Below are 22148 nucleotides of genomic sequence, written 5' to 3' on the forward strand. Positions count from 1 at the left end.
TATTCATTTCGATGAATACACAAAACACATTCAAGTGTTCTTGGGTTTTGCGAAAGCAAAACATATTTGAGTCCGGCAAAATCGATAGCTATCTCGCTCATTCAAATAATGAGATAGCAACTTTGGTTGTTTAAACAACAAACTCAAGATTTCTTCTGAAACTCTTTGGGGTTGTATGGTTAAGTGACTAAGCGTACACGGTGGATGCCTTGGCAGTCAGAGGCGATGAAAGACGTAGTAACTTGCGATAAGCCCAGATTAGGTAGTAACAACCATTTGAGTCTGGGATTTCTGAATGGGGAAACCCACTAGCATAAGCTAGTATCATTAACTGAATTCATAGGTTAATGAGGCGAACCGGGGGAACTGAAACATCTAAGTACCCCGAGGAAAAGAAATCAACCGAGATTCCGAAAGTAGCGGCGAGCGAAATTGGACTAGCCCTTAAGCTTTATATGCGTTAGACGAACGGTCTGGAAAGTCCGGCGATACAGGGTGATAGCCCCGTAGTCGACAACGCACATTCAGTGAAATCGAGTAGGGCGGGACACGTGATATCCTGTCTGAATATGGGGGGACCATCCTCCAAGGCTAAATACTACTGACTGACCGATAGTGAACCAGTACCGTGAGGGAAAGGCGAAAAGAACCCCTGTGAGGGGAGTGAAATAGAACCTGAAACCGTGTACGTACAAGCAGTAGGAGCAGGCATTATGTCCTGTGACTGCGTACCTTTTGTATAATGGGTCAGCGACTTATATTCAGTGGCAAGGTTAACCATCTAGGGGAGCCGTAGGGAAACCGAGTCTTAACTGGGCGTTCAGTCTCTGGATATAGACCCGAAACCAGGTGATCTAGCCATGGGCAGGTTGAAGATTGAGTAACATCAATTGGAGGACCGAACCGACTAATGTTGAAAAATTAGCGGATGACTTGTGGCTAGGGGTGAAAGGCCAATCAAACCTGGAGATAGCTGGTTCTCCCCGAAAGCTATTTAGGTAGCGCCTCGGACGAATACTACTGGGGGTAGAGCACTGTTAAGGCTAGGGGGTCATCCCGACTTACCAACCCTTTGCAAACTCCGAATACCAGTAAGTACTATCCGGGAGACACACGGCGGGTGCTAACGTCCGTCGTGGAGAGGGAAACAACCCAGACCGCCAGCTAAGGTCCCAAATTATTACTAAGTGGGAAACGATGTGGGAAGGCTCAGACAGCCAGGATGTTGGCTTAGAAGCAGCCATCATTTAAAGAAAGCGTAATAGCTCACTGGTCGAGTCGGCCTGCGCGGAAGATGTAACGGGGCTAAGTAATAAACCGAAGCTGCGGCAATGAAGTTTACTTCATTGGGTAGGGGAGCGTTCTGTAAGCCGTTGAAGGTGTGTTGTAAAGCATGCTGGAGGTATCAGAAGTGCGAATGCTGACATGAGTAACGATAAAGGGGGTGAAAAACCTCCTCGCCGGAAGACCAAGGGTTCCTGTCCAACGTTAATCGGGGCAGGGTAAGTCGACCCCTAAGGCGAGGCCGAAAGGCGTAGTCGATGGGAAACGGGTTAATATTCCCGTACTTCTTACAATTGCGATGGGGGGACGGAGAAGGCTAGGTGGGCCTGGCGACGGTTGTCCAGGTTCAAGTGCGTAGGCTTAAGAGTTAGGTAAATCCGGCTCTTTCTAAGGCTGAGACACGACGTCGAGCTACTACGGTAGTGAAGTCATTGATGCCATGCTTCCAGGAAAAGCCTCTAAGCTTCAGATTGTAAGGAATCGTACCCCAAACCGACACAGGTGGTCGGGTAGAGAATACCAAGGCGCTTGAGAGAACTCGGGTGAAGGAACTAGGCAAAATGGTACCGTAACTTCGGGAGAAGGTACGCTCTTGATGGTGAAGTCCCTTGCGGATGGAGCTGACGAGAGTCGCAGATACCAGGTGGCTGCAACTGTTTATTAAAAACACAGCACTGTGCAAAATCGTAAGATGACGTATACGGTGTGACGCCTGCCCGGTGCCGGAAGGTTAATTGATGGGGTTAGACTTCGGTCGAAGCTCTTGATCGAAGCCCCGGTAAACGGCGGCCGTAACTATAACGGTCCTAAGGTAGCGAAATTCCTTGTCGGGTAAGTTCCGACCTGCACGAATGGCGTAATGATGGCCACGCTGTCTCCACCCGAGACTCAGTGAAATTGAAATCGCTGTGAAGATGCAGTGTACCCGCGGCTAGACGGAAAGACCCCGTGAACCTTTACTACAGCTTGGCACTGAACATTGACCCTACATGTGTAGGATAGGTGGGAGGCTTTGAAGCAGGTACGCTAGTATCTGTGGAGCCGTCCTTGAAATACCACCCTTGTAGTGTTGATGTTCTAACGTTGACCCCTTATCGGGGTTGCGGACAGTGCCTGGTGGGTAGTTTGACTGGGGCGGTCTCCTCCCAAAGAGTAACGGAGGAGCACGAAGGTGGGCTAATCACGGTTGGACATCGTGAGGTTAGTGCAATGGCATAAGCCCGCTTGACTGCGAGAATGACAATTCGAGCAGGTGCGAAAGCAGGTCATAGTGATCCGGTGGTTCTGAATGGAAGGGCCATCGCTCAACGGATAAAAGGTACTCCGGGGATAACAGGCTGATACCGCCCAAGAGTTCATATCGACGGCGGTGTTTGGCACCTCGATGTCGGCTCATCACATCCTGGGGCTGAAGTCGGTCCCAAGGGTATGGCTGTTCGCCATTTAAAGTGGTACGCGAGCTGGGTTTAGAACGTCGTGAGACAGTTCGGTCCCTATCTGCCGTGGGCGTTGGAGAATTGAAAGGGGCTGCTCCTAGTACGAGAGGACCGGAGTGGACGAACCTCTGGTGTTCGGGTTGTGTCGCCAGACGCATTGCCCGGTAGCTAAGTTCGGAATCGATAACCGCTGAAAGCATCTAAGCGGGAAGCGAGCCTTGAGATGAGTTCTCCCTGATACTTTAAGTATCCTAAAGGGTTGTCGGAGACTACGACGTTGATAGGTCAGGTGTGTAAGTGCTGTGAGGCATTGAGCTAACTGATACTAATTGCCCGTGAGGCTTAACCATACAACACCCAAAGGGTTTTGATGGACTCAAAGCAAGAACAAGACTTGATTGTGTAGAGAATACAGAAACAGCTTTCCAGATTAAAGAATTTGCTTGGCGACCATAGCATTTTGGACCCACCTGATTTCCATTCCGAACTCAGAAGTGAAACGAAATAGCGCCGATGGTAGTGTGGGGTTTCCCCATGTGAGAGTAGGACATCGCCAGGCTTTAATTTTATTTTCACTTTTTATGAAAAAGTGAAGACAAAAACTTAGACTTAAATGTCTAACCAGTGCGGAGCGGTAGTTCAGTTGGTTAGAATACCGGCCTGTCACGCCGGGGGTCGCGGGTTCGAGTCCCGTCCGCTCCGCCATTTATTCAGATAAAGCCCTAGCAGCAATGCTGGGGCTTTTTCGTATATTCAATACTCGTCATGTTCCCCTCAAAAGCCATTATGCTGCTGACAGAAGTTAGGAATAATACCTTTGGAAAATTAACTGATTAGGTTAATCCAGTCTTTTGTGCACATGTTGGTAACTCTATCAGCGTTCTCTAAGAATCGATTCCACGCAGTGCATATTTTCGTCACAATATCCCAATAATCGTCAAAGTTTGGTTGGCAAGATAGTGCTGATTGAGCCAACTCCAAACTTGCTCAATCGGGTTTAGCTCTGGAGAGTAGGGGGGAGAGTTTGATGATACTGATATTATGGACCCCTTGTGCAATATCATTGGTGTATTAGCCAGCACATTCATGATGGCCACTGCGTGATGACCTCTTTTGGTGACTGCGGAGATCTGCTTAAGGTGCTCAACCATAATCGCCTTGCTAACCCAAGGAACAACCATTGCTTCTCGAACCCTCTAATGAGGCATTATGAGTCAAACAAATAAGCATACTCAAATTGCTGTTGTTTTACCGCTTTCGGCCTTGAACCACGTTCAGCCCAAAGTCGAGTTGTCGTCTTTTGCTGGCCAAATTTCGCCTCATCTTGAAACCTGACATCAACACTCTCCAGTCCCATGTGGCCCGGAAACTTAAGGATTGTTTCGATGAGGTATTTGTTCAGAGCTTGTCGCGCTTCGAGTGACAGTTTTGCTTAGGGGGGAGAGCGAGTAATCGAATTTTTCTTTAACTGGTATGTATTTGGATATTTAGATGAAATAAAAAAGGCAGCCATTTGGCTGCCTAATCGTTATCTTTATCTGACCCTAATATATGGAATGTCGCTCGAGAAGCGTTTATTCCAACTCCCTTTCGGCCAGCTTCGCTTTCTCAATCATTGGTGTGATGGTTGAGCCTTGAATAAGAATTGAGAAAACAACCACAGAGTAAGTCATGACCATAATGATTTCTTTCACGTCGATCAGCTTATCAGGAATGACTAAGATCCCCGATGGAATCGAAAGAGCCATGGCTAAAGCAAGACCACCTCGTAAGCCTCCCCACGTTAGAATTCTTATCGACCAAGGGTTGTACGTTCTGTAGCGTTTAAAGCCAATGTAAGAGATGAAAACACTTAGATAGCGAGCTGACAACACTAATGGAACCGATACTGCCATGAGAATCCAGTCTTCTTTGTGGAATTCGAACAGCAGCATAGACATTCCGATCAAGAGGAAAAGGACACCGTTTAGAAACTCATCAACCAACTCCCAGAAGTGGTCTAGGTGATCTTCACTCTCTTTTGAGAAGCCAATAAACCGCGTCCAGTTCCCAATCATAATTCCTGAGACTACCATCGCTAATGGACCTGATACATGTAGGTATTCTGCCAGGGCATAACCAGCGGTTGGAATGCCAATTGTTAGTAGCAATTCCATTGAATGATCATCGGTCGCACAAATTAAGTAGTGGAACAGAAGACCAAGTAAGAAACCATAAACAATTCCGCCCATCGCTTCTTGAATAAACAGTAATGCGACACTGCCAACCGTTGGCGCTTCTGTTCCGAATGCAATGGTAAAAATAGTGACAAAAATAACAAGGCCAAAACCATCATTAAAGAGTGACTCTCCTTCTATTTGTGTAGAGATGCGTTTTGGTGCATGTAACTTTTTGACGATAGCTAATACTGCGATGGGATCCGTTGGTGAGATTAATGCGCCAAAGAGTAAGCAATATATTAAATCGAATTGAATGCCGATAAGTAAACAAAATCCATAGAGAGCAAAACCGATGAAAAATGTCGAGAATAGTGTCGCTCCCAGAGCAAGAACAGTTATCTCCCACTTTTGATCTTTTAAATTGGGTAGTTTTATACCAAGACCACCTGCAAATAAAAGAAATCCAAGAATCCCCTTAAGTAAAAAATCTTCAAAATTAATGCTAGTGATGGTTTCTGTTGCTATTTCAGTTAGTTGAAACCAACCATTTTGACCAGCAATTAGAATAAGAAGAGAAAGTATCATTGAGCCTGCAGTGATTGCTATGGTGGTCTGCATTTTTCCTATCTTACTGTTTATAAAAGCAATTAGCATTGCAGCGGCAGATAAGAAACATAAAGTATGATATACCGACATGAGATTCTCTATTTGTAACAATTTATGAATGGAATTCTCGGACTATGTTGGCTAAATAGCAAACATTTTTTCGAGATTATTTTGTTACTAGAAAGGATACAAAAAAATCACAATTCGTATTTTGGACGTCTAGACTCCTCTAAATTGTGTGATAGGATGGTGAGATAATTAAGGGAATGAGGCTGTACTGTGGGAAGTAATGTAAGACAACAGATTGAAGCTCTATTGATGGAACGTATTCTGCTGATCGATGGTGGTATGGGTACCATGATTCAAGGATACAAACTTGAAGAGCAAGATTATAGAGGAGAGCGCTTTGCTGATTGGCATTGCGACCTAAAAGGCAACAACGACTTGTTGGTGCTGACTCAGCCTCAATTGATTAAAGAAATTCATTGCGCTTACCTGGAAGCTGGCGCAGATATTCTTGAAACGAACACCTTTAACGCAACGACTATTGCGATGGCTGATTATGAGATGGAGTGTTTGAGCGAAGAGATAAATTTCGCAGCCGCTAAACTCGCTCGTGAAGCCGCTGACGAATGGACCACTAAAACGCCTGATCGTCCGCGATATGTTGCTGGTGTTCTTGGTCCTACCAACCGAACTTGTTCTATTTCTCCTGATGTGAACGATCCTGGCTATCGAAATGTTTCCTTTGATGAGTTAGTTAAAGCATACTCCGAATCTACTCGCGCCCTGATAAAGGGTGGCTCTGATCTTATCTTAATCGAAACCATCTTTGATACGCTCAATGCCAAAGCGTGTGCATTTGCTGTTGATAGTGTTTTTGAAGAGCTATCAATTGATCTACCTGTCATGATCTCTGGGACGATTACCGATGCTTCTGGTCGTACTCTTTCTGGCCAAACGACAGAGGCTTTCTATAATTCTCTACGTCATGTTAAACCGCTTTGTTTTGGTTTGAATTGTGCTCTTGGTCCAGATGAACTGCGTCCTTATGTCGAAGAGCTTTCTCGTATTTCAGAATCTTTTGTTTCCACTCACCCAAACGCTGGATTGCCAAATGCTTTCGGTGAATATGATTTGTCGCCAGAAGATATGGCAGAGCATGTTAGAGAGTGGGCAGAAAGTGGCTTTTTAAATCTTATAGGCGGCTGTTGTGGTACGACACCAGAACATATCCGCCAAATGTCGATAGCTGTTGAGGGGATTTCTCCGCGTAAATTACCCGAACTGACCGTCGCTTGTCGTCTTTCAGGGTTAGAGCCATTAACGATTGAGAAAGATTCACTCTTCATCAATGTTGGTGAGCGCACTAACGTAACGGGCTCCGCTCGCTTTAAGCGGCTTATTAAAGAGGAGCTCTACGATGAGGCATTAGAAGTGGCTCGTCAGCAAGTTGAAAACGGTGCGCAGATCATTGATATCAACATGGATGAGGGCATGCTCGATGCAGAAGCATGCATGGTGCGCTTTTTAAATCTATGTGCTTCTGAGCCTGAAATTTCTAAAGTTCCGGTTATGGTGGACTCTTCTAAATGGGAAGTTATTGAGGCAGGCTTAAAGTGCATTCAAGGAAAAGGGATCGTTAATTCTATTTCCCTGAAAGAGGGAAAAGAAAAGTTTATCGAGCAAGCGAAGCTGATACGTCGTTATGGTGCCGCAGTGATAGTGATGGCGTTCGATGAGGTTGGCCAAGCGGAAACTCGCCAGCGCAAGCTTGAAATCTGTACAAACGCTTATCGAATCTTAGTCGATGAAGTTGGCTTTCCCCCGGAAGATATCATTTTCGACCCCAATATCTTTGCGGTGGCTACCGGTATTGAAGAACACAATAACTATGCGGTGGATTTTATTGAAGCTGTTGCTGATATCAAACGTGACCTACCACATGCCATGATCTCTGGCGGTGTTTCTAATGTTTCATTCTCTTTCCGAGGCAATAATTACGTTCGTGAGGCGATTCATGCCGTGTTTCTGTATCACTGTTTTAAAAACGGTATGGATATGGGAATCGTAAATGCGGGACAGTTAGAAATTTATGATAACGTACCTGATAAATTGCGTGAAGCGGTAGAAGATGTGGTGCTTAATCGTCGAAATGACTCTACTGAGCGATTACTCGATATTGCAGCAGAATTTGCTGGAAAAGGGGTAGGTAAAGAAGAGGATGCCTCCGCTTTGGAATGGCGAGCATGGTCTGTCGAAAAGCGCTTAGAGCATGCCCTTGTCAAAGGCATTACTGAATTCATCATTGAGGATACTGAAGAGGCTCGTCTCAAGGCATCTAAGCCACTTGAAGTTATTGAGGGGCCGTTGATGGATGGTATGAACGTTGTTGGGGACTTATTTGGTGAGGGTAAGATGTTCCTTCCCCAAGTGGTCAAATCTGCACGCGTAATGAAGCAGGCTGTCGGCCATTTAGAGCCATTTATTAACAAAGAGAAACAGGCTGGCTCATCGAATGGCAAGATTTTACTGGCGACGGTAAAAGGTGATGTACACGATATTGGTAAAAATATTGTTGGGGTAGTTTTGCAGTGCAATAACTATGAAATCATCGATCTAGGAGTGATGGTTCCATGCGAAAAGATCCTCAAAGTCGCCAAAGAAGAAAACGTTGATATCATTGGTTTGTCTGGCTTAATTACTCCCTCTCTTGATGAAATGGTGCATGTCGCAAAAGAGATGGAACGCCTTGATTTTGACCTCCCATTACTGATTGGCGGTGCAACCACATCAAAAGCGCATACTGCTGTTAAAATTGAGCAAAACTATAAACACCCTGTGGTTTATGTAAACAACGCATCCCGAGCGGTTGGAGTTTGTACATCGCTACTTTCAGATGAACTTCGCCCTAGTTTTGTTGAAAAGTTGGATGCGGACTATGACCGTGTTCGTGATCAACATAACCGTAAAAAGCCACGAACTAAGCCAGTAACTTTAGAAGAAGCACGAGCAAATAAAGTGGCTATAGATTGGTCCTCCTATACACCGCCAGCTCCTGTAAAACCGGGGATTCATATCTTCGATGATTTTGATATCTCGATGCTCCGTCGTTATATCGACTGGACACCTTTCTTTATGACGTGGTCGTTAGTAGGTAAGTACCCAACTATATTTGATCATGAAGAAGTTGGGGAAGAAGCTCTGCGATTATACAAAGATGCCAATGAGTTACTGGATCGTGTTGAACGAGAGGGGTTACTTAAGGCTCGAGGGATGTGTGGTTTATTTCCTGCTGCAAGTGTGGGCGATGATATTGAAGTCTACACTGACGAGTCTCGTACTGAAGTTGCAAAAGTATTGCTTAATTTACGTCAACAAACTGAGAAACCGAAAGGTTTTAACTACTGTTTGTCGGATTATGTTGCACCAAAAGAGTCAGGTAAGCAGGATTGGATTGGTGCCTTTGCGGTGACTGGTGGTATTGGTGAGCGAGAACTCGCCGATGAGTACAAGGCCCAAGGTGATGATTACAATGCAATCATGATTCAAGCGGTCGCTGATCGTCTTGCAGAAGCCTTTGCCGAATGTCTGCATGAGCGAGTACGTAAAGAGATATGGGGTTACGCAGCGGATGAAGATCTATCAAATGAAGAACTGATCCGTGAAAAATACCAAGGTATTCGACCAGCACCTGGTTATCCGGCTTGTCCTGAACACACGGAGAAAGGACCACTTTGGGAGCTTATGAATGTTGAAGAGAATATCGGAATGTCGCTAACATCGAGTTATGCAATGTATCCTGGTGCATCTGTATCAGGTTGGTACTTCTCGCATCCTGACTCTCGTTATTTTGCGATTGCTCAGATTCAAGAGGATCAACTGCAGAGTTATGCTGATCGCAAAGGTTGGGAACGGATCGAAGCGGAGAAGTGGCTAGGTCCAAATATTAATGGTTAATCAAACCAACAAAACAAGGGCTGTCTTGCGCAGCCCTTATTGTTTTTTGGCGAATAAAGTTTTACTCGTGAGTAAAAGCGTTTTTACTGTTCAAATAGCTCTGTGTGTAGTTTCTGAATAGCTTGGCGTGATACTGATTCGTGGACGAGGAAACACAAGTTATGTGGACTAGCGCCGTAGCAGATCATCCGTAGGTTGAAGTCTTCTAGCGTGCCAAATACTTGTTTTGCATAGCCTTTGCTTTCACTCATATTGTTTCCAATCAGAGCGACAAGACATAAGTCATGCTCCACCTCTACTTTGCACAACGCCTCAAGCTCTTCGCGCGCAGCTTGTGGCAACTGAGGAGCACCACCTGAGGTATCGGTTTGATCTAATGTTAATGACACACTGATTTCAGACGTTGTGATCAAATCAACGGAGATTTTGTGCTTGGCGAGGATCTCAAAAACTTTTGCTAAGAAGCCATAGGCGTGGAACATGTTTGCACTACGTAATGTGACCATGGTTTGGTTGCAACGTAAAGCTAGAGCACGGAATAGCGGCGAACTTTCTACTTGATGACGAATCCATGTTCCGCCTTTTTCTGGTTCTTTAGAAGAGCCCACAAAGACAGGAATATCGTGACGAAGTGCTGGAACCAACGTCGATGGGTGAAGGATTTTAGCACCGAAATTTGCCATTTCAGACGCTTCGCTAAAGCTGATTTCTGGAATTGGTGCTGCTTTTGATGCAATGCGAGGATCGGTGGTATAAATCCCAGGCACATCTGTCCAGATCTCGAGACCAGATGCTTTCACTCCCTCAGCGATGAGTGCTGCACTATAGTCACTACCACCTCGTCCTAGAGTGGTGGTGTTTCCATTTTCATCGGAGCCAATAAAGCCTTGAGTAATAACAACGTACTCTTTGCATAAGGGAATCAGCTTTTCTTGTGCAAGTTGCGAAATGGCCTTAAGGCTAGGCTCTGCTCGTCCAAAGTTTCCATCCGTTTTAAGTACGTCACGGATATCAAATCGAGTTGCTTGAACGCCACGTTCACGCATGACCTGCGCAAGGATATGAGTCGACATTAGCTCGCCACAAGCGACAAGGTGATCGGTCAATTTGGTGTTGGCTTGAATTGATGCGGCTTCGGCTAGGCTCGTTACCGTATCTAGAATGGCATAAACCTCACTTGCGGTTTTGGTGGCATCTTCTAATTGCGATAAGATTGATTCGTGAATATTCGCTAACTTTTGTAGTATTTCTGCACGATGTTCTTGATCTTGTACACCATTTGCTAGCTCTACTAAAAGATTTGTCACGCCTGAACATGCGCTACTGACAACAAGACGGGTATTTGAATTGTTTTCAATGATGGTAGCGCAACGGCTCATTGCCTCAAAGTTGGCTACACTGGTCCCACCGAATTTTGCTACGTTAAATGCGCTCACTGCGTTCTCCCACGACTTCCTAAAATAACAACAATAGTTGGTTGTCTAATACATCCAATATTTAGTGAGGAAAGGAACAGAGCAAATAGAGAGGTAGTAAGAATGTCATTAAAAAATTTACCCTCAGAAGCTCTTCATCAGACGGTGCTGATGACAGTTGATGGGACTCAACCCAAGCCAACCGACAAGTCAAATCCTGCAACTTTGACTTACCTCGGCACTGCTCCCCCTGAGTGATGAGTATTGGAATTGCGGCTCCACAAATCACCTACCTGGGCAGTGCTCCTCTTCTGCATAAAGCTCAAACATTGAACGGTTTTGTTGTCACAATGTCAATCAATATCTCAACCAAAATGAAAGTTTTTATTAACGAATTTGTGACAGTGGTTTGACCTCTATACTTAGGGCTAATTGCTGTTAGACAAAAAATCTATTAGGGTGAAAAGTTCAATACCTGAGCAATCATTTTGAATAGAACTTTTATTTTGCTCAGGATGAATGACTGCAATCAAGGAGCTGACATGTCAATCCAAAGCTTTATTCCACCACATCGCATTTTGATGGGGCCTGGCCCATCAGATATTTCACCTCAAGTATTACAAGCGTTAAGTCGACCGACTGTTGGTCATCTAGATCCACTTTTTATCGCGATGATGGATGAATTAAAACAGTTACTAAAATATGCTTTCCAAACTGAAAATGAATTTACTATTGCGGTTTCTGCGCCAGGTAGCGCGGGAATGGAGGCTTGTTTTGTCAACTTAATCGAACGAGGCGACAAGGTGATTGTCTGTCGTAATGGCGTCTTTGGTGAACGTATGCGTGAAAACGTCGTGCGTGCTGGTGGTGAAGTCATCGTCGTTGATGATGAATGGGGATCTGCGGTCTCGGTGAATAAAGTTGAAGAGGCACTACAGCAACATCCAGATGCAAAGGTTTTGGCGTTTGTACACGCAGAAACGTCAACAGGTGCTGTGAGTGATGCACAAGCATTGGGTAAACTTGCGAAGCAATATGGATTGCTATCAATTGTTGATGCGGTGACATCACTTGGTGGCGTGCCACTTTACGTTGATGAATGGCAATTAGATGCGGTGTATTCCGGAAGTCAGAAGTGTTTGTCATGTGTTCCTGGTTTATCACCTGTGACATTTTCTCCTGCTGCGATTGAGAAAATTCAATCGAGAACGACACCGGTGCAAAGTTGGTTCTTAGATCAAAGTTTAGTTTTGGGTTATTGGAGCGGTGATGGCAAACGCAGTTATCACCATACTGCGCCAGTCAATAGTTTATATGCCTTACATGAAGCGTTGCTGATTTTGAAAAATGAGGGTTTGGAAAATGCTTGGGCGCGTCATAGGCAGATGCATGAAAAACTAAAGGCAGGCTTGCAGAAACTCGGTTTTGAGTTTGTGGTGGAGGAAGCCGATCGCTTACCTCAACTTAACGCCATTTATGTTCCTGAGGGTATAGATGAAGCTAAAGTACGTAATCATCTATTGGAAACGTACAATTTAGAAATTGGTGCGGGTCTTGGCGCACTGGCTGGGAAAGCTTGGCGAATTGGTTTGATGGGGTATGGTGCACGAGCAGAAAATGTTGCTTTGTGTTTGCGTGCTTTAGAAGAATCGTTGAACGAATAAAATGATGGTGTACGGATAAAGAAAAGCGAAGGTTTCCCTTCGCTTTTTTGTGTTTATTTGCCAACACCAGAGGTTGGTGAGGCAGAAACTGCTTGAGACGGTGGTTGGTAATTGATGTCACTAAAATCGATCTTAGGGAACAAGAATTGAGCTTCGGCACGGATTTGCTCTGCTTTACTTGAGTCATTCAAACCTTGATAAGCTAAGATCAGATTGTTGTAAAACGCTGGGCGTGGTTTATCTTTGATGATTGCCAAAGACCAATCAATATAAGGCTGAATTAAACTTGGATCTTGCTTATAGAGTCCAATGTTCAAAAATGTGCTATAGACATCCCAATCGAAACGATCTTTCCAAACTACTGGGTTTGTCACACGATTCAATATCTCCGGATTGGTTGGGCGAGTTGTCTCAAATTTCATCAAGATATAGTTAGTATGTAATGCGCTGATCATATAAAAGCTAATGACAGCAGGAATGATGAGGCTGCATACACGAAGCAAACTCTTCGTCACTTTGCTAAATGGTGCTTGATGATAACGGGATACGCGCTGATCGACCCAGTACAGAAGAATGATAAAAATAATCCAGTGTACAAAGGAGTGATAAAACGGGTACTCCAACTGTGAATGTAAAATGATAGGGATAAAGAGCGCAAGTAATGCAAGACGAGTTCCTCGTTTCGCTTGTGAAATGCGATGAAGTACGATCGCCATGGCTAACATGATACCCAATATTGGCAATAAACCACCCTCAACTCCCCAATAGAGCAGTTCATTATGTGGATGGTCCATTGATGGCAATCCCGCTGGGTAGTGTTCATTAAGCGCATGTTGGCGAGCGGTATAGAGCATGTATTCAGACTCGAACTTACCATATCCATAACCCGTGAATGGTTTCTCTATCACCATGTCTAAGGCTTGTGGAAAAGTATAGGTTCTTGGTGATTCCATATTCACCTTTTCGCTCGCTAGCCCTCCGCCATCAGGAAAAGCCATATGCATAATGGTGACAGACAACAGAAGTCCGGTAGCTAATGAAGCAACCCAACGCAGAAAGCGTCCTTTTGTCGCGTAACGATACATGTATGGAATGATCAGCAATACTGCAATGATAGAGGCAAGCCAACCAGTGCGAGAGGCGAGAGCGACAATTAGGGGTATGGTCAGAACGGGCACCGCATAAAGTAAGTAAACATCACTTAGCTTGTGAGAATACTTGTAAGGTTGACGAGCAAGTAAATAGCTTGCGATCACTAGCCCTGTAGCAAGAAAGCTCGCCATGACATTAGGTTGCTGAAATATGCCATAAGGACGATTGGCTTCTGTGTTATAGCCAAACACATTCCCAGGCTGTAGATATAAATATTGAACCAACCCAAAGATGGCTTCAATGACCACGGCAAGAACAATAAACCACAGCAAGCGTTGACGGTGCTTATTACTAAAGTGGAATTGCTGCAACACCACGAAAAATAGCATGCCACACCAAAGACCGATTAGCTTGTTAGCCGCCAGTGCTGTGTTAGCATTTGGATAGAAAATGGGGATCGTCATGATCATACAGCTGGCGAATAAGGCAATGGTTAGTTTGGAATAGCGCAGAACGCGATTGGTCGCAAGTTGATAGCATCCAATACCTAACGCAAAGCTAAATGCGATCCAAGTGCTTGCATTGAATGACAGGGCAAGGCCTGAGCCACCAGGGTTTGGCATAAAAAAGTGCATCGCCAACAAAAATAATGTTGCCAATGCGATAAGAAACTTTCTATTGAGAGGAACGGTTACTTTGCTTGGTGAAAGTTTGGTTCCACTAACGTGTATAGTTGCCATAGATATTGTGTTGTTTTGAATGAAAAAAGACCAGCATTGGCTGGTCTTGTACTTTACCTGTTTTTTCTACTTCAACATAGGTTTAAGGAAGCTAGCAGTATGTGAACCTTTGATCTGAGACACATCTTCTGGTGTACCTTGAGCGATGATTTCACCACCACCTTGTCCACCTTCAGGCCCTAAGTCAATGATCCAGTCTGCCGTTTTAATCACATCAAGGTTGTGCTCAATGACAACCACAGTATTGCCGTGATCGCGTAAACGGTGCAGTACGGTGAGTAACTGTTGAATATCATGGAAGTGTAGACCGGTTGTCGGCTCATCCAAGATATATAATGTTTTGCCAGTATCACGCTTAGAAAGCTCTCTTGCTAATTTTACGCGCTGTGCTTCACCACCTGACAGTGTTGTCGCCGCTTGACCTAAGCGAATGTACGATAAGCCGACATCCATGAGCGTTTGCAACTTACGTGCAATCGCAGGAACAGGATCAAAGAAAGTGCGAGCGTCCTCAACGGTCATGCCTAGCACTTCATCGATAGTCTTTCCTTTGTAGTGCACTTCTAGGGTTTCACGGTTGTAGCGTTTACCTTTACATACATCACAAGGAACATATACGTCGGGTAAGAAGTGCATTTCCACTTTGATTACACCATCACCTTGACAGGCTTCACAACGACCACCGCGAACGTTAAAGCTAAAGCGGCCCGGTTTGTAACCGCGTGAACGAGACTCTTGTGTACCCGCAAACAGTTCACGAATTGGAGTAAAGATCCCAGTATAAGTCGCCGGATTTGAGCGTGGGGTTCGACCAATTGGGCTTTGGTCGATATCAATCACTTTATCAAAGTGCTCTAGGCCTTTGATGGATTTGTAAGGTGATGGATGTGCTGTCGTTGCCCCATTGAGTTGGGTGTGCGCGATTTTAAAGAACGTATCGTTGATCAGCGTTGATTTTCCCGAGCCTGATACACCAGTAATACAGCTGAACAAGCCGACAGGGATGGATAGGTCAACATTCTTCAGGTTATTACCTGTTGCCCCAAGCAGTTCAACGGTTTTCTTTGGATCACGCGGTGTACGTTCTTTCGGTATGGCAATTTCTTTTGCACCGCTTAGGTACTGTCCTGTTAAAGAGTTCGGGTTCGCGATGATATCTTCCATCGTCCCTTCAGCAACCACGTTTCCGCCATGCACTCCCGCACCTGGACCAATATCGATCACATGGTCAGCACAGCGAATTGCATCCTCATCGTGCTCGACGACTAACACGGTATTACCTAAATCACGCAGATGAGTCAGTGTTTTTAGTAGACGTTCGTTGTCACGCTGGTGGAGGCCAATAGAGGGTTCATCCAGAACGTACATGACACCAACAAGTCCGGCACCGATTTGGCTAGCTAAACGAATTCGCTGAGCTTCGCCGCCTGATAGCGTTTCCGCACTGCGTGACAAGTTTAAGTAGTTCAAGCCAACGTTAACTAAAAACTGCAGGCGATCGTTGATCTCTTTCATCACTTTTTCAGCGATTTGCGCACGTTGCCCCTCTAGTTTCAGAGAGTGGAAGAAATCCAATGCATCGGCAATACTGAGTTCAACAATCTCTGGCAGCGTTGTATCGGCAATAAAGACGTTACGCGCTTCAAGGCGTAAGCGAGTTCCACCACAACTTGAACAAGATTTGGTGGAGATGTATTTGGCAAGCTCTTCACGTACAGAGTTTGATTCTGTATCGCGATAACGACGCTCAAGTGTATTCAGGATACCCTCGAAAGGATGACGCTTAACACGAATATCCCCGCGATCGTTGATGTATTTGAATTCGACTTCTGTGCGACCAGAACCTTTCAAAATGATCTCTTGAGTTTTCTTTGGCAGAGAATTAAACGGTGCATGAAGATCGAATCCGTAATGATCCGCCAGCGAAGAAAGCATCTGGAAGTAGTAGTAGTTTTTCTGATCCCAGCCGCGAATCGCACCTTGTGCCAAACTTAAAGATTCATCTTGAATTACACGGCTTGGGTCGAAATACTGCTGCACACCTAGGCCATCACACGTGCCACAGGCTCCGGCAGGGTTGTTAAACGAGAACAAACGAGGCTCAAGTTCTTGCATACTATAGCCACAAATAGGGCAAGCAAAGTTGGCAGAGAAGATCACTTCTTCGCCGTCGCCATCCATAGGTGCGACAACAGCAATGCCACCAGAAAGTTCTAGTGTCGTTTCGAATGATTCAGCCAAGCGTTGTTGCAAGTCTGGGCGCACTTTAAAACGGTCCACAACCACTTCAATGGTGTGCTTTTTGTGAAGTTCTAGAGTTGGTGGATCGGAAAGATCGCAGGTCTCACCATCAATACGGGCTCGAATAAAACCTTGAGCGGCAAGATTCTCTAGTGTTTTTACATGCTCACCTTTGCGTTCTTTCACGATCGGAGCAAGCAGCATCATTTTGCTGCCCTCGGGTAACTCGAGCACTTTATCAACCATTTGGCTGATGGTTTGCGCCGCTAAAGGTGTGTGGTGAGTTGGGCAACGAGGTTCACCTACGCGTGCATAAAGGAGGCGCAAGTAATCGTATACTTCCGTAATGGTGCCTACGGTTGAACGTGGGTTGTGCGATGTCGATTTTTGTTCAATTGAAATTGCTGGTGATAAGCCCTCAATATGATCAACATCTGGTTTTTCCATTAGAGACAAAAATTGGCGAGCATACGCCGAAAGCGATTCCACATAACGCCTTTGGCCCTCTGCATATAAGGTGTCGAAAGCGAGAGAAGACTTACCTGAACCACTCAACCCGGTGATCACGGTGAGTTTGTCACGGGGAATCGTGAGGTTGATGTTTTTGAGGTTATGGGTGCGGGCACCACGAACTTCTATTTTATCCATCGTTTTTGCTCTATGTATAACCAAGTGAGGCAAGTATTACATAGTGTGAGAAATGTGCAAAGAGAATACTGGACAAAAAAACAGTAAACAAAAAGCCCGGCACAAGACCGAGCTTTTAACATGAAAGTGATGTCCCGCCCTCAAATATGTTCACATATTGAGGACGATACAGGTGCTATTACGCTTCGCGTTTTGTTGCGTGCTTACCCAATTCTGATTTTTTCTCATCTTTTAGGTATAGGTTTTCAAAGCAGTAGTTTGTTGCTTCGATGTAGCCTTCTACGCTACCACAGTCAAAACGTTGGCCTTTAAATTTATATGCTAGTACACAGCCTGCTTTTGCTTGTTTAAGCAGCGCATCTGTAATTTGGATTTCACCACCTTTACCTGGCTCAGTATTTTCGATTAGCTCAAAAATATCTGGGGTTAAGATGTAGCGGCCAATGATAGCTAGGTTGCTTGGTGCAGTGCCAGGCTCAGGTTTTTCAACCATGTCGTCAACGCGGTAAATATCGTCTTTGATCATTTCACCAGAAATCACACCGTACTTGTGCGTCTCTTCTGCAGGCACTTCTTGAACGGCAACGATAGAGCAACGGAATTGCTTAAATAGCGTAACCATTTGAGCAAGAACGCCTTCCTCTTCATTCACGCAAAGGTCATCCGCTAGAACTACCGCGAATGGTTCATCACCAACCAACTCACGACCAGTCAAAATTGCATGGCCTAGGCCTTTCATTTCGCGTTGACGAATGTAAGTGAAGTTTGCAGAGTCAATGATTTCACGAATGTCTACCAGCAGATCTTCTTTGTTAGTTCCACTGATTTGGTGCTCAAGTTCGTAGTTCTTATCGAAGTGATCCATGATTGAGTGCTTACCACGACCAGTAACGATACACATGCCGTTCATACCAGCTTGAATCGCTTCTTCTACGCCATATTCAATCAGAGGTTTGTTTACCACTGGCATCATCTCTTTTGGCATAGACTTGGTCGCTGGTAGGAAGCGAGTACCGTAGCCTGCCGCAGGAAATAGACATTTTTTAATCATTGGGGGAATATCCTTTCTCATTTTTAGTCAAGAATTTGGGCGATACTTTAACACGATAGATGCATATGAATCATGAATAAAGTAAGAAAAACTGTGAAACCAGAGGCAGAATGACACATAGTCCAGATGTCACAACATTAGTTATACGGCATGGTTTGATTAAGACATTAGGTTTTGATCTGCCCAAGCTATTGCTTGAACACGATTTTTTACCGAAAGCTTCTTAAAAATCTGATACAAGTGTGACTTGATGGTGAATTCACTGACGAAAAGATCTTCCGCCATTTGAATGTTTGAAGAGCCTGCTTGCAAACAGCGAAGCACTTGGAGTTCACGGATAGTTAAATCAACGGTTGCTGGCGCCGTATGTGTATTGATGACATTGCGATAGTAATGGAGCAGTTGGCTTGTGACATTTCTTGGTAACCAGTTTTGCCCATTGATAATACCCATGAGTCCCTCACCAACTTGTTCTGTGGATTGATACTGGTAGAAAATACCTTTTAGCTGTCCGAGCGTCAGCAAATCATCAGTGGTGAGACGTTTTGGGACGTTGAACACGACGGTCTCAAAGTTCTTCCAAATCAACGGTAGGTTCTTTATAGATTGAATCAGGTATTTATGTTCAGCATAGTCAATCACTAATATCTTGTTGCGGTGTGTGGGATTCGCCTCCATCAAGGCATCCGTCGTAATGACCGGGATCTCGATATCCATGTATTTCTCTATCGCTTCTACTTTTCTTTCAGCATGTTTTTCTACGCTGACAAGAAACAGTTTTCTCGCGTAAGCTGATTTTTTCACGTGTTGAGTTCTCCCTATGCAATATCGCCCATACGTTGTCATTATTGATTGCTAAGGACCACATGCTTAATGAAGAAATGCGTTGAGATTCAAAGGTTCACGAAACGATGTTTGCAAAGCGAATCAAAAATGCAACACATTGAAGTTTCGTTGGTGTATCTGCTGACAGTGTGTTGTCTAAGTTACACAATCGGATTGGACTTTAATCAAAACATTAAAGCGTGTTATTCTAATGCGCTAAAATTTTATATATATCCAGAGTGAGACGGAGCACATCATGGCCAGCCGTGGAATTAACAAAGTTATCTTAGTGGGAAATCTTGGCAATGACCCAGAAATTCGTTACATGCCTAATGGCGGTGCAGTAGCAAATATTACTATTGCTACCTCTGACTCATGGCGCGATAAAGCGACTGGTGAACAGCGCGAAAAAACGGAATGGCACCGTGTAGTGCTATTCGGTAAGCTAGCTGAAGTAGCAGGTGAATACCTACGTAAAGGCTCACAAGTTTACATTGAGGGTCAATTGCAAACACGTAAGTGGCAAAACCAACAAGGCCAAGATCAGTACACAACAGAAGTTGTAGTACAAGGTTTTAATGGCGTTATGCAAATGCTTGGTGGCCGTGCTCAAGGTGGCGCTCCAATGGGTGGTCAACAACAACAGCAGCAACAAGGTAGTTGGGGTCAGCCACAACAACCTGCACAGCAGCAGTACAATGCACCACAACAGCAGCAACAGGCTCCGCAGCAACCACAGCAGCAATACAATGAGCCACCAATGGATTTTGATGACGACATTCCGTTCTGAGATTGTTCTTATTATGAATCCCATGAGCCGCGTAATCACGCGGCTTTTTTATTGCCATTTTGGCTAACGACTTTGCGCTCCTTGTTTGGTACTAAAGTCTGGTATTTGTTAGTCTTAGCCTCTCACTATTGTACGAATCCGATTGTTTACTGAACACTTATCAAGTATAAGTAATTCAACAAGGTATATGATGAATAGAAAAGGAATTTGGTATTCATGAGGTATACCCCAACTCTAAAGTTAAGCACGCGTTTGGTGGCCTTTGTCACCATGATCGTTATTTGCGCGATGTTTATTTTGTTTGTCGGTGGCACCCTCTCTTTTAAACGGCTTGGACAAGAATATCTCACCCATTATTTGGAGGGGATTGTTGAAGTTGTTGATAAAGAGATGGAAGATCCTGACGCTGCGTACTCGATGCAGCGTTGGATGCCTAAGATGCTACAAGCAAGTAACATCGTAGAAATGACGCTATCGACCAATAATGCCGTTGTTTATCGTTTCAAAGACACCTCTCATAAGATAGATAAATCGATACTGATTGAGCAAGAGTTTCAACTCGCTCACAATCAAGACTACGTTATCTATTTCAAGGCACTTCCTCCTTACCTCGGTTACGGCTACTCGATGCAGGCTCTGTGGTCGATCACGCTAGCCGTCGTGTTGATCATTTTTTGCTTAATGCGCGGTGTTGCTTGGTTAAAAGAGCAACTAGAGGGCTCCGAGATGCTTGAAGAGCGCGGTCGAATGATATTGGCTGGCCGGGTAGAGCAGTATGCAAAAGGGGACGAGCGGGAGTGGCCTTATACAGCGAGTGAAGCGCTCGATGTCTTGATTGAAGAGCTCCAAGATGCACGTCAAGAACGAAGTCGTTTTGATACATTTATTCGAACACAGACGTTCCTCGATAAGCTGACAGGCACGGCAAATCGTGTCTTATTTGATAGTAAATTGGAATCCGCCCTTTTGGAAAGTGGCGCTCGTGGTGCCGTGCTCTTAATACGAATTCAAGACTGGAAGCTCGTAGAAGAAGAGCAAGACAAGCAAACCTGTGATGAATTTATCGTCGAGGTGGGTAGCTTATTATCAAATTTAGTGCAGCGTTTTCCCGATGTCGTCTTCTCCCGATACTATGACGCGGACTTTGCTCTATTTCTTCCTCATCACTCCGGTAAAGACGTGGCAAACTTGGCTTCGCAATGCATTCGTCAGCTCGAAAAATTGCACCCACCATACCCATTAGATGAAGAAAACTGGTGTCACATCGGAATGACGATGTACAAGGAAGGCGAGCGTCATAGTCAAATTATCGATGAGGCGGAAACGGCGTTAAGGAGTGCTCAGCTACAAAATAGCAATAACTGGAGTCGCTTCAAAAAATGGAATCATGATGAAAATGTGCGCGGCAGTGTGAGATGGCGTACGCTATTTGATTCAGCACTCACCTCTGAAAATGTGATACTCTACGCACAATCCGCCTATTCAATAGGTGATATGAAGCATAAAAAAGCATTGCATAATGAGTTAACCTGTCGAATCCTCGATCCAGAGAATGGCATGGTAAAAGCGTCTCGCTTTATCTCAGCAGTGCGGCAAGTGGGCTATGAAGCACAGATGGATCGTGCGGTTTTGAATAAGTTCTTAAAAGACTTTAAAGATAACTTTGATAGCTCTAGACACTACGTCCTCAATCTCAATGTCGTGCCATTTGGGCATCGAGAGTATTTTAAGTGGTTTCGAGATGAGCTTTTGCAATTGTCTCGAGAGCAGAGAAAATGCCTAACGTTTGAGTTTGTTGAAGCGCAATTTGTCCGATATTTCGATTTTATGCGACCTGTTGCAAAAATGCTGGCCGGTTTAGAGTGCCAGATCATGATTGGGCAGGCAGGGCGAACGATAGTCAGTACTCATTATTTAAAAGAAGTGGACATTCGTTACCTTAAGATTCATCGAAGTTTGGTCGCAAAGATCGATCAAAGGCATGAAAATCAGTTGTTTGTCCGAAGTATGTTGGGCGCAGCTGCAAACAGTAAAACTAAAATAATAGCAGTGGGTATAGAGAATAAGCATGAGTTGAACACCTTGGTTGAACTCGGGGTGTTCGGTGGTCAGGGACGCTATTTTTCGGCAGAAGAACAGTTTCTTCCAGTACCAAGCATCACGCTAAGTTCTCATTCAGATTCCCAAGTTAAATTGGGAAGACGCAATCGCTGGCGGAAAAAATAAAGATAACGAAC

General features: G+C 44.7%; 11 protein-coding genes, 1 tRNA gene, 2 rRNA genes and 1 riboswitch. Of the genes, 7 read left to right on the forward strand and 7 right to left on the reverse strand.

The window, feature by feature from the left end:
* Window positions 1–177: 177 nt before the first annotated feature.
* The 3 genes from KHN78_RS09505 (at window position 178) to KHN78_RS09515 (ending at window position 3425) form a co-directional block, all read left to right on the forward strand.
* Window positions 178–3070 (forward strand): 23S ribosomal RNA (locus tag KHN78_RS09505).
* 92 nt (window positions 3071–3162) lie between these two features.
* Window positions 3163–3279, forward strand: a 5S ribosomal RNA gene (rrf, locus tag KHN78_RS09510).
* Between the two features lie 69 nt (window positions 3280–3348).
* Window positions 3349–3425, forward strand: a tRNA-Asp gene (locus KHN78_RS09515).
* Between the two features lie 212 nt (window positions 3426–3637).
* Here KHN78_RS09515 and KHN78_RS22145 read toward each other — a convergent pair.
* Together KHN78_RS22145 and KHN78_RS09525 are read right to left on the reverse strand one after the other, a co-directional pair.
* Window positions 3638–3901 carry a transposase gene (locus KHN78_RS22145; RefSeq protein WP_211915872.1) on the reverse strand — a complete coding sequence of 88 codons (264 nt, stop codon included), beginning with the start codon at window positions 3899–3901 and terminating at the stop codon, window positions 3638–3640.
* Between the two features lie 393 nt (window positions 3902–4294).
* Window positions 4295–5575 carry a cation:proton antiporter gene (locus tag KHN78_RS09525; RefSeq protein WP_211915873.1) on the reverse strand — a complete coding sequence of 427 codons (1281 nt, stop codon included), beginning with the start codon at window positions 5573–5575 and terminating at the stop codon, window positions 4295–4297.
* 189 nt (window positions 5576–5764) lie between these two features.
* Between KHN78_RS09525 and metH the strand changes: the two genes are divergently transcribed.
* Window positions 5765–9445 (forward strand): methionine synthase, encoded by a 3681-nt coding sequence (gene metH / locus KHN78_RS09530; protein WP_211915874.1) that lies wholly within the window; start codon window positions 5765–5767, stop codon window positions 9443–9445.
* A gap of 83 nt (window positions 9446–9528) precedes the next feature.
* Here metH and lysC read toward each other — a convergent pair whose 3' ends face one another.
* The gene (gene lysC / locus KHN78_RS09535; RefSeq protein WP_211915875.1) at window positions 9529–10881 is read right to left on the reverse strand and encodes a lysine-sensitive aspartokinase 3; all 1353 of its coding nucleotides are present in this window, start codon (window positions 10879–10881) and stop codon (window positions 9529–9531) included.
* Between the two features lie 119 nt (window positions 10882–11000).
* Window positions 11001–11179: riboswitch (Lysine riboswitch) on the reverse strand.
* Between the two features lie 223 nt (window positions 11180–11402).
* Between lysC and KHN78_RS09540 the strand changes: the two genes are divergently transcribed.
* Entirely contained in the window at window positions 11403–12524 is a 1122-nt protein-coding gene (locus KHN78_RS09540) for a pyridoxal-phosphate-dependent aminotransferase family protein (RefSeq protein WP_211915876.1), read from the forward strand.
* A 53-nt stretch (window positions 12525–12577) separates the two neighbouring features.
* Here the strand turns inward: KHN78_RS09540 and KHN78_RS09545 are convergent, their stop codons facing one another.
* The 4 genes from KHN78_RS09545 to KHN78_RS09560 form a co-directional block, all read right to left on the reverse strand.
* A complete protein-coding gene (locus KHN78_RS09545; RefSeq protein WP_211915877.1) occupies window positions 12578–14356 on the reverse strand; it encodes a PglL family O-oligosaccharyltransferase in 1779 nt (592 codons plus the stop codon).
* Between the two features lie 66 nt (window positions 14357–14422).
* A complete protein-coding gene (gene uvrA, locus KHN78_RS09550; RefSeq protein ID WP_211915878.1) occupies window positions 14423–17245 on the reverse strand; it encodes an excinuclease ABC subunit UvrA in 2823 nt (940 codons plus the stop codon).
* A gap of 178 nt (window positions 17246–17423) precedes the next feature.
* Window positions 17424–18296 (reverse strand): UTP--glucose-1-phosphate uridylyltransferase GalU, encoded by an 873-nt coding sequence (galU, locus tag KHN78_RS09555; protein WP_211915879.1) that lies wholly within the window; start codon window positions 18294–18296, stop codon window positions 17424–17426.
* Between the two features lie 159 nt (window positions 18297–18455).
* Window positions 18456–19100: a LuxR C-terminal-related transcriptional regulator gene (locus KHN78_RS09560; protein ID WP_128810046.1), complete on the reverse strand. Its 645-nt coding sequence runs from the start codon at window positions 19098–19100 to the stop codon at window positions 18456–18458.
* 277 nt (window positions 19101–19377) lie between these two features.
* Between KHN78_RS09560 and KHN78_RS09565 the strand changes: the two genes are divergently transcribed.
* Both KHN78_RS09565 and csrD read left to right on the forward strand, forming a co-directional pair.
* On the forward strand, window positions 19378–19911 hold the full coding sequence (locus KHN78_RS09565; RefSeq protein WP_128810047.1) for a single-stranded DNA-binding protein: 534 nt from the start codon (window positions 19378–19380) through the stop codon (window positions 19909–19911).
* Between the two features lie 216 nt (window positions 19912–20127).
* Window positions 20128–22137, forward strand: a complete 2010-nt coding sequence (gene csrD / locus KHN78_RS09570) for an RNase E specificity factor CsrD (protein WP_211915880.1) — start codon at window positions 20128–20130, stop codon at window positions 22135–22137.
* Window positions 22138–22148: the final 11 nt, after the last annotated feature.

Origin of the sequence: Vibrio sp. B1REV9 (genome assembly GCF_905175395.2) — a bacterium.
GTDB lineage: Bacteria > Pseudomonadota > Gammaproteobacteria > Enterobacterales > Vibrionaceae > Vibrio > Vibrio alfacsensis.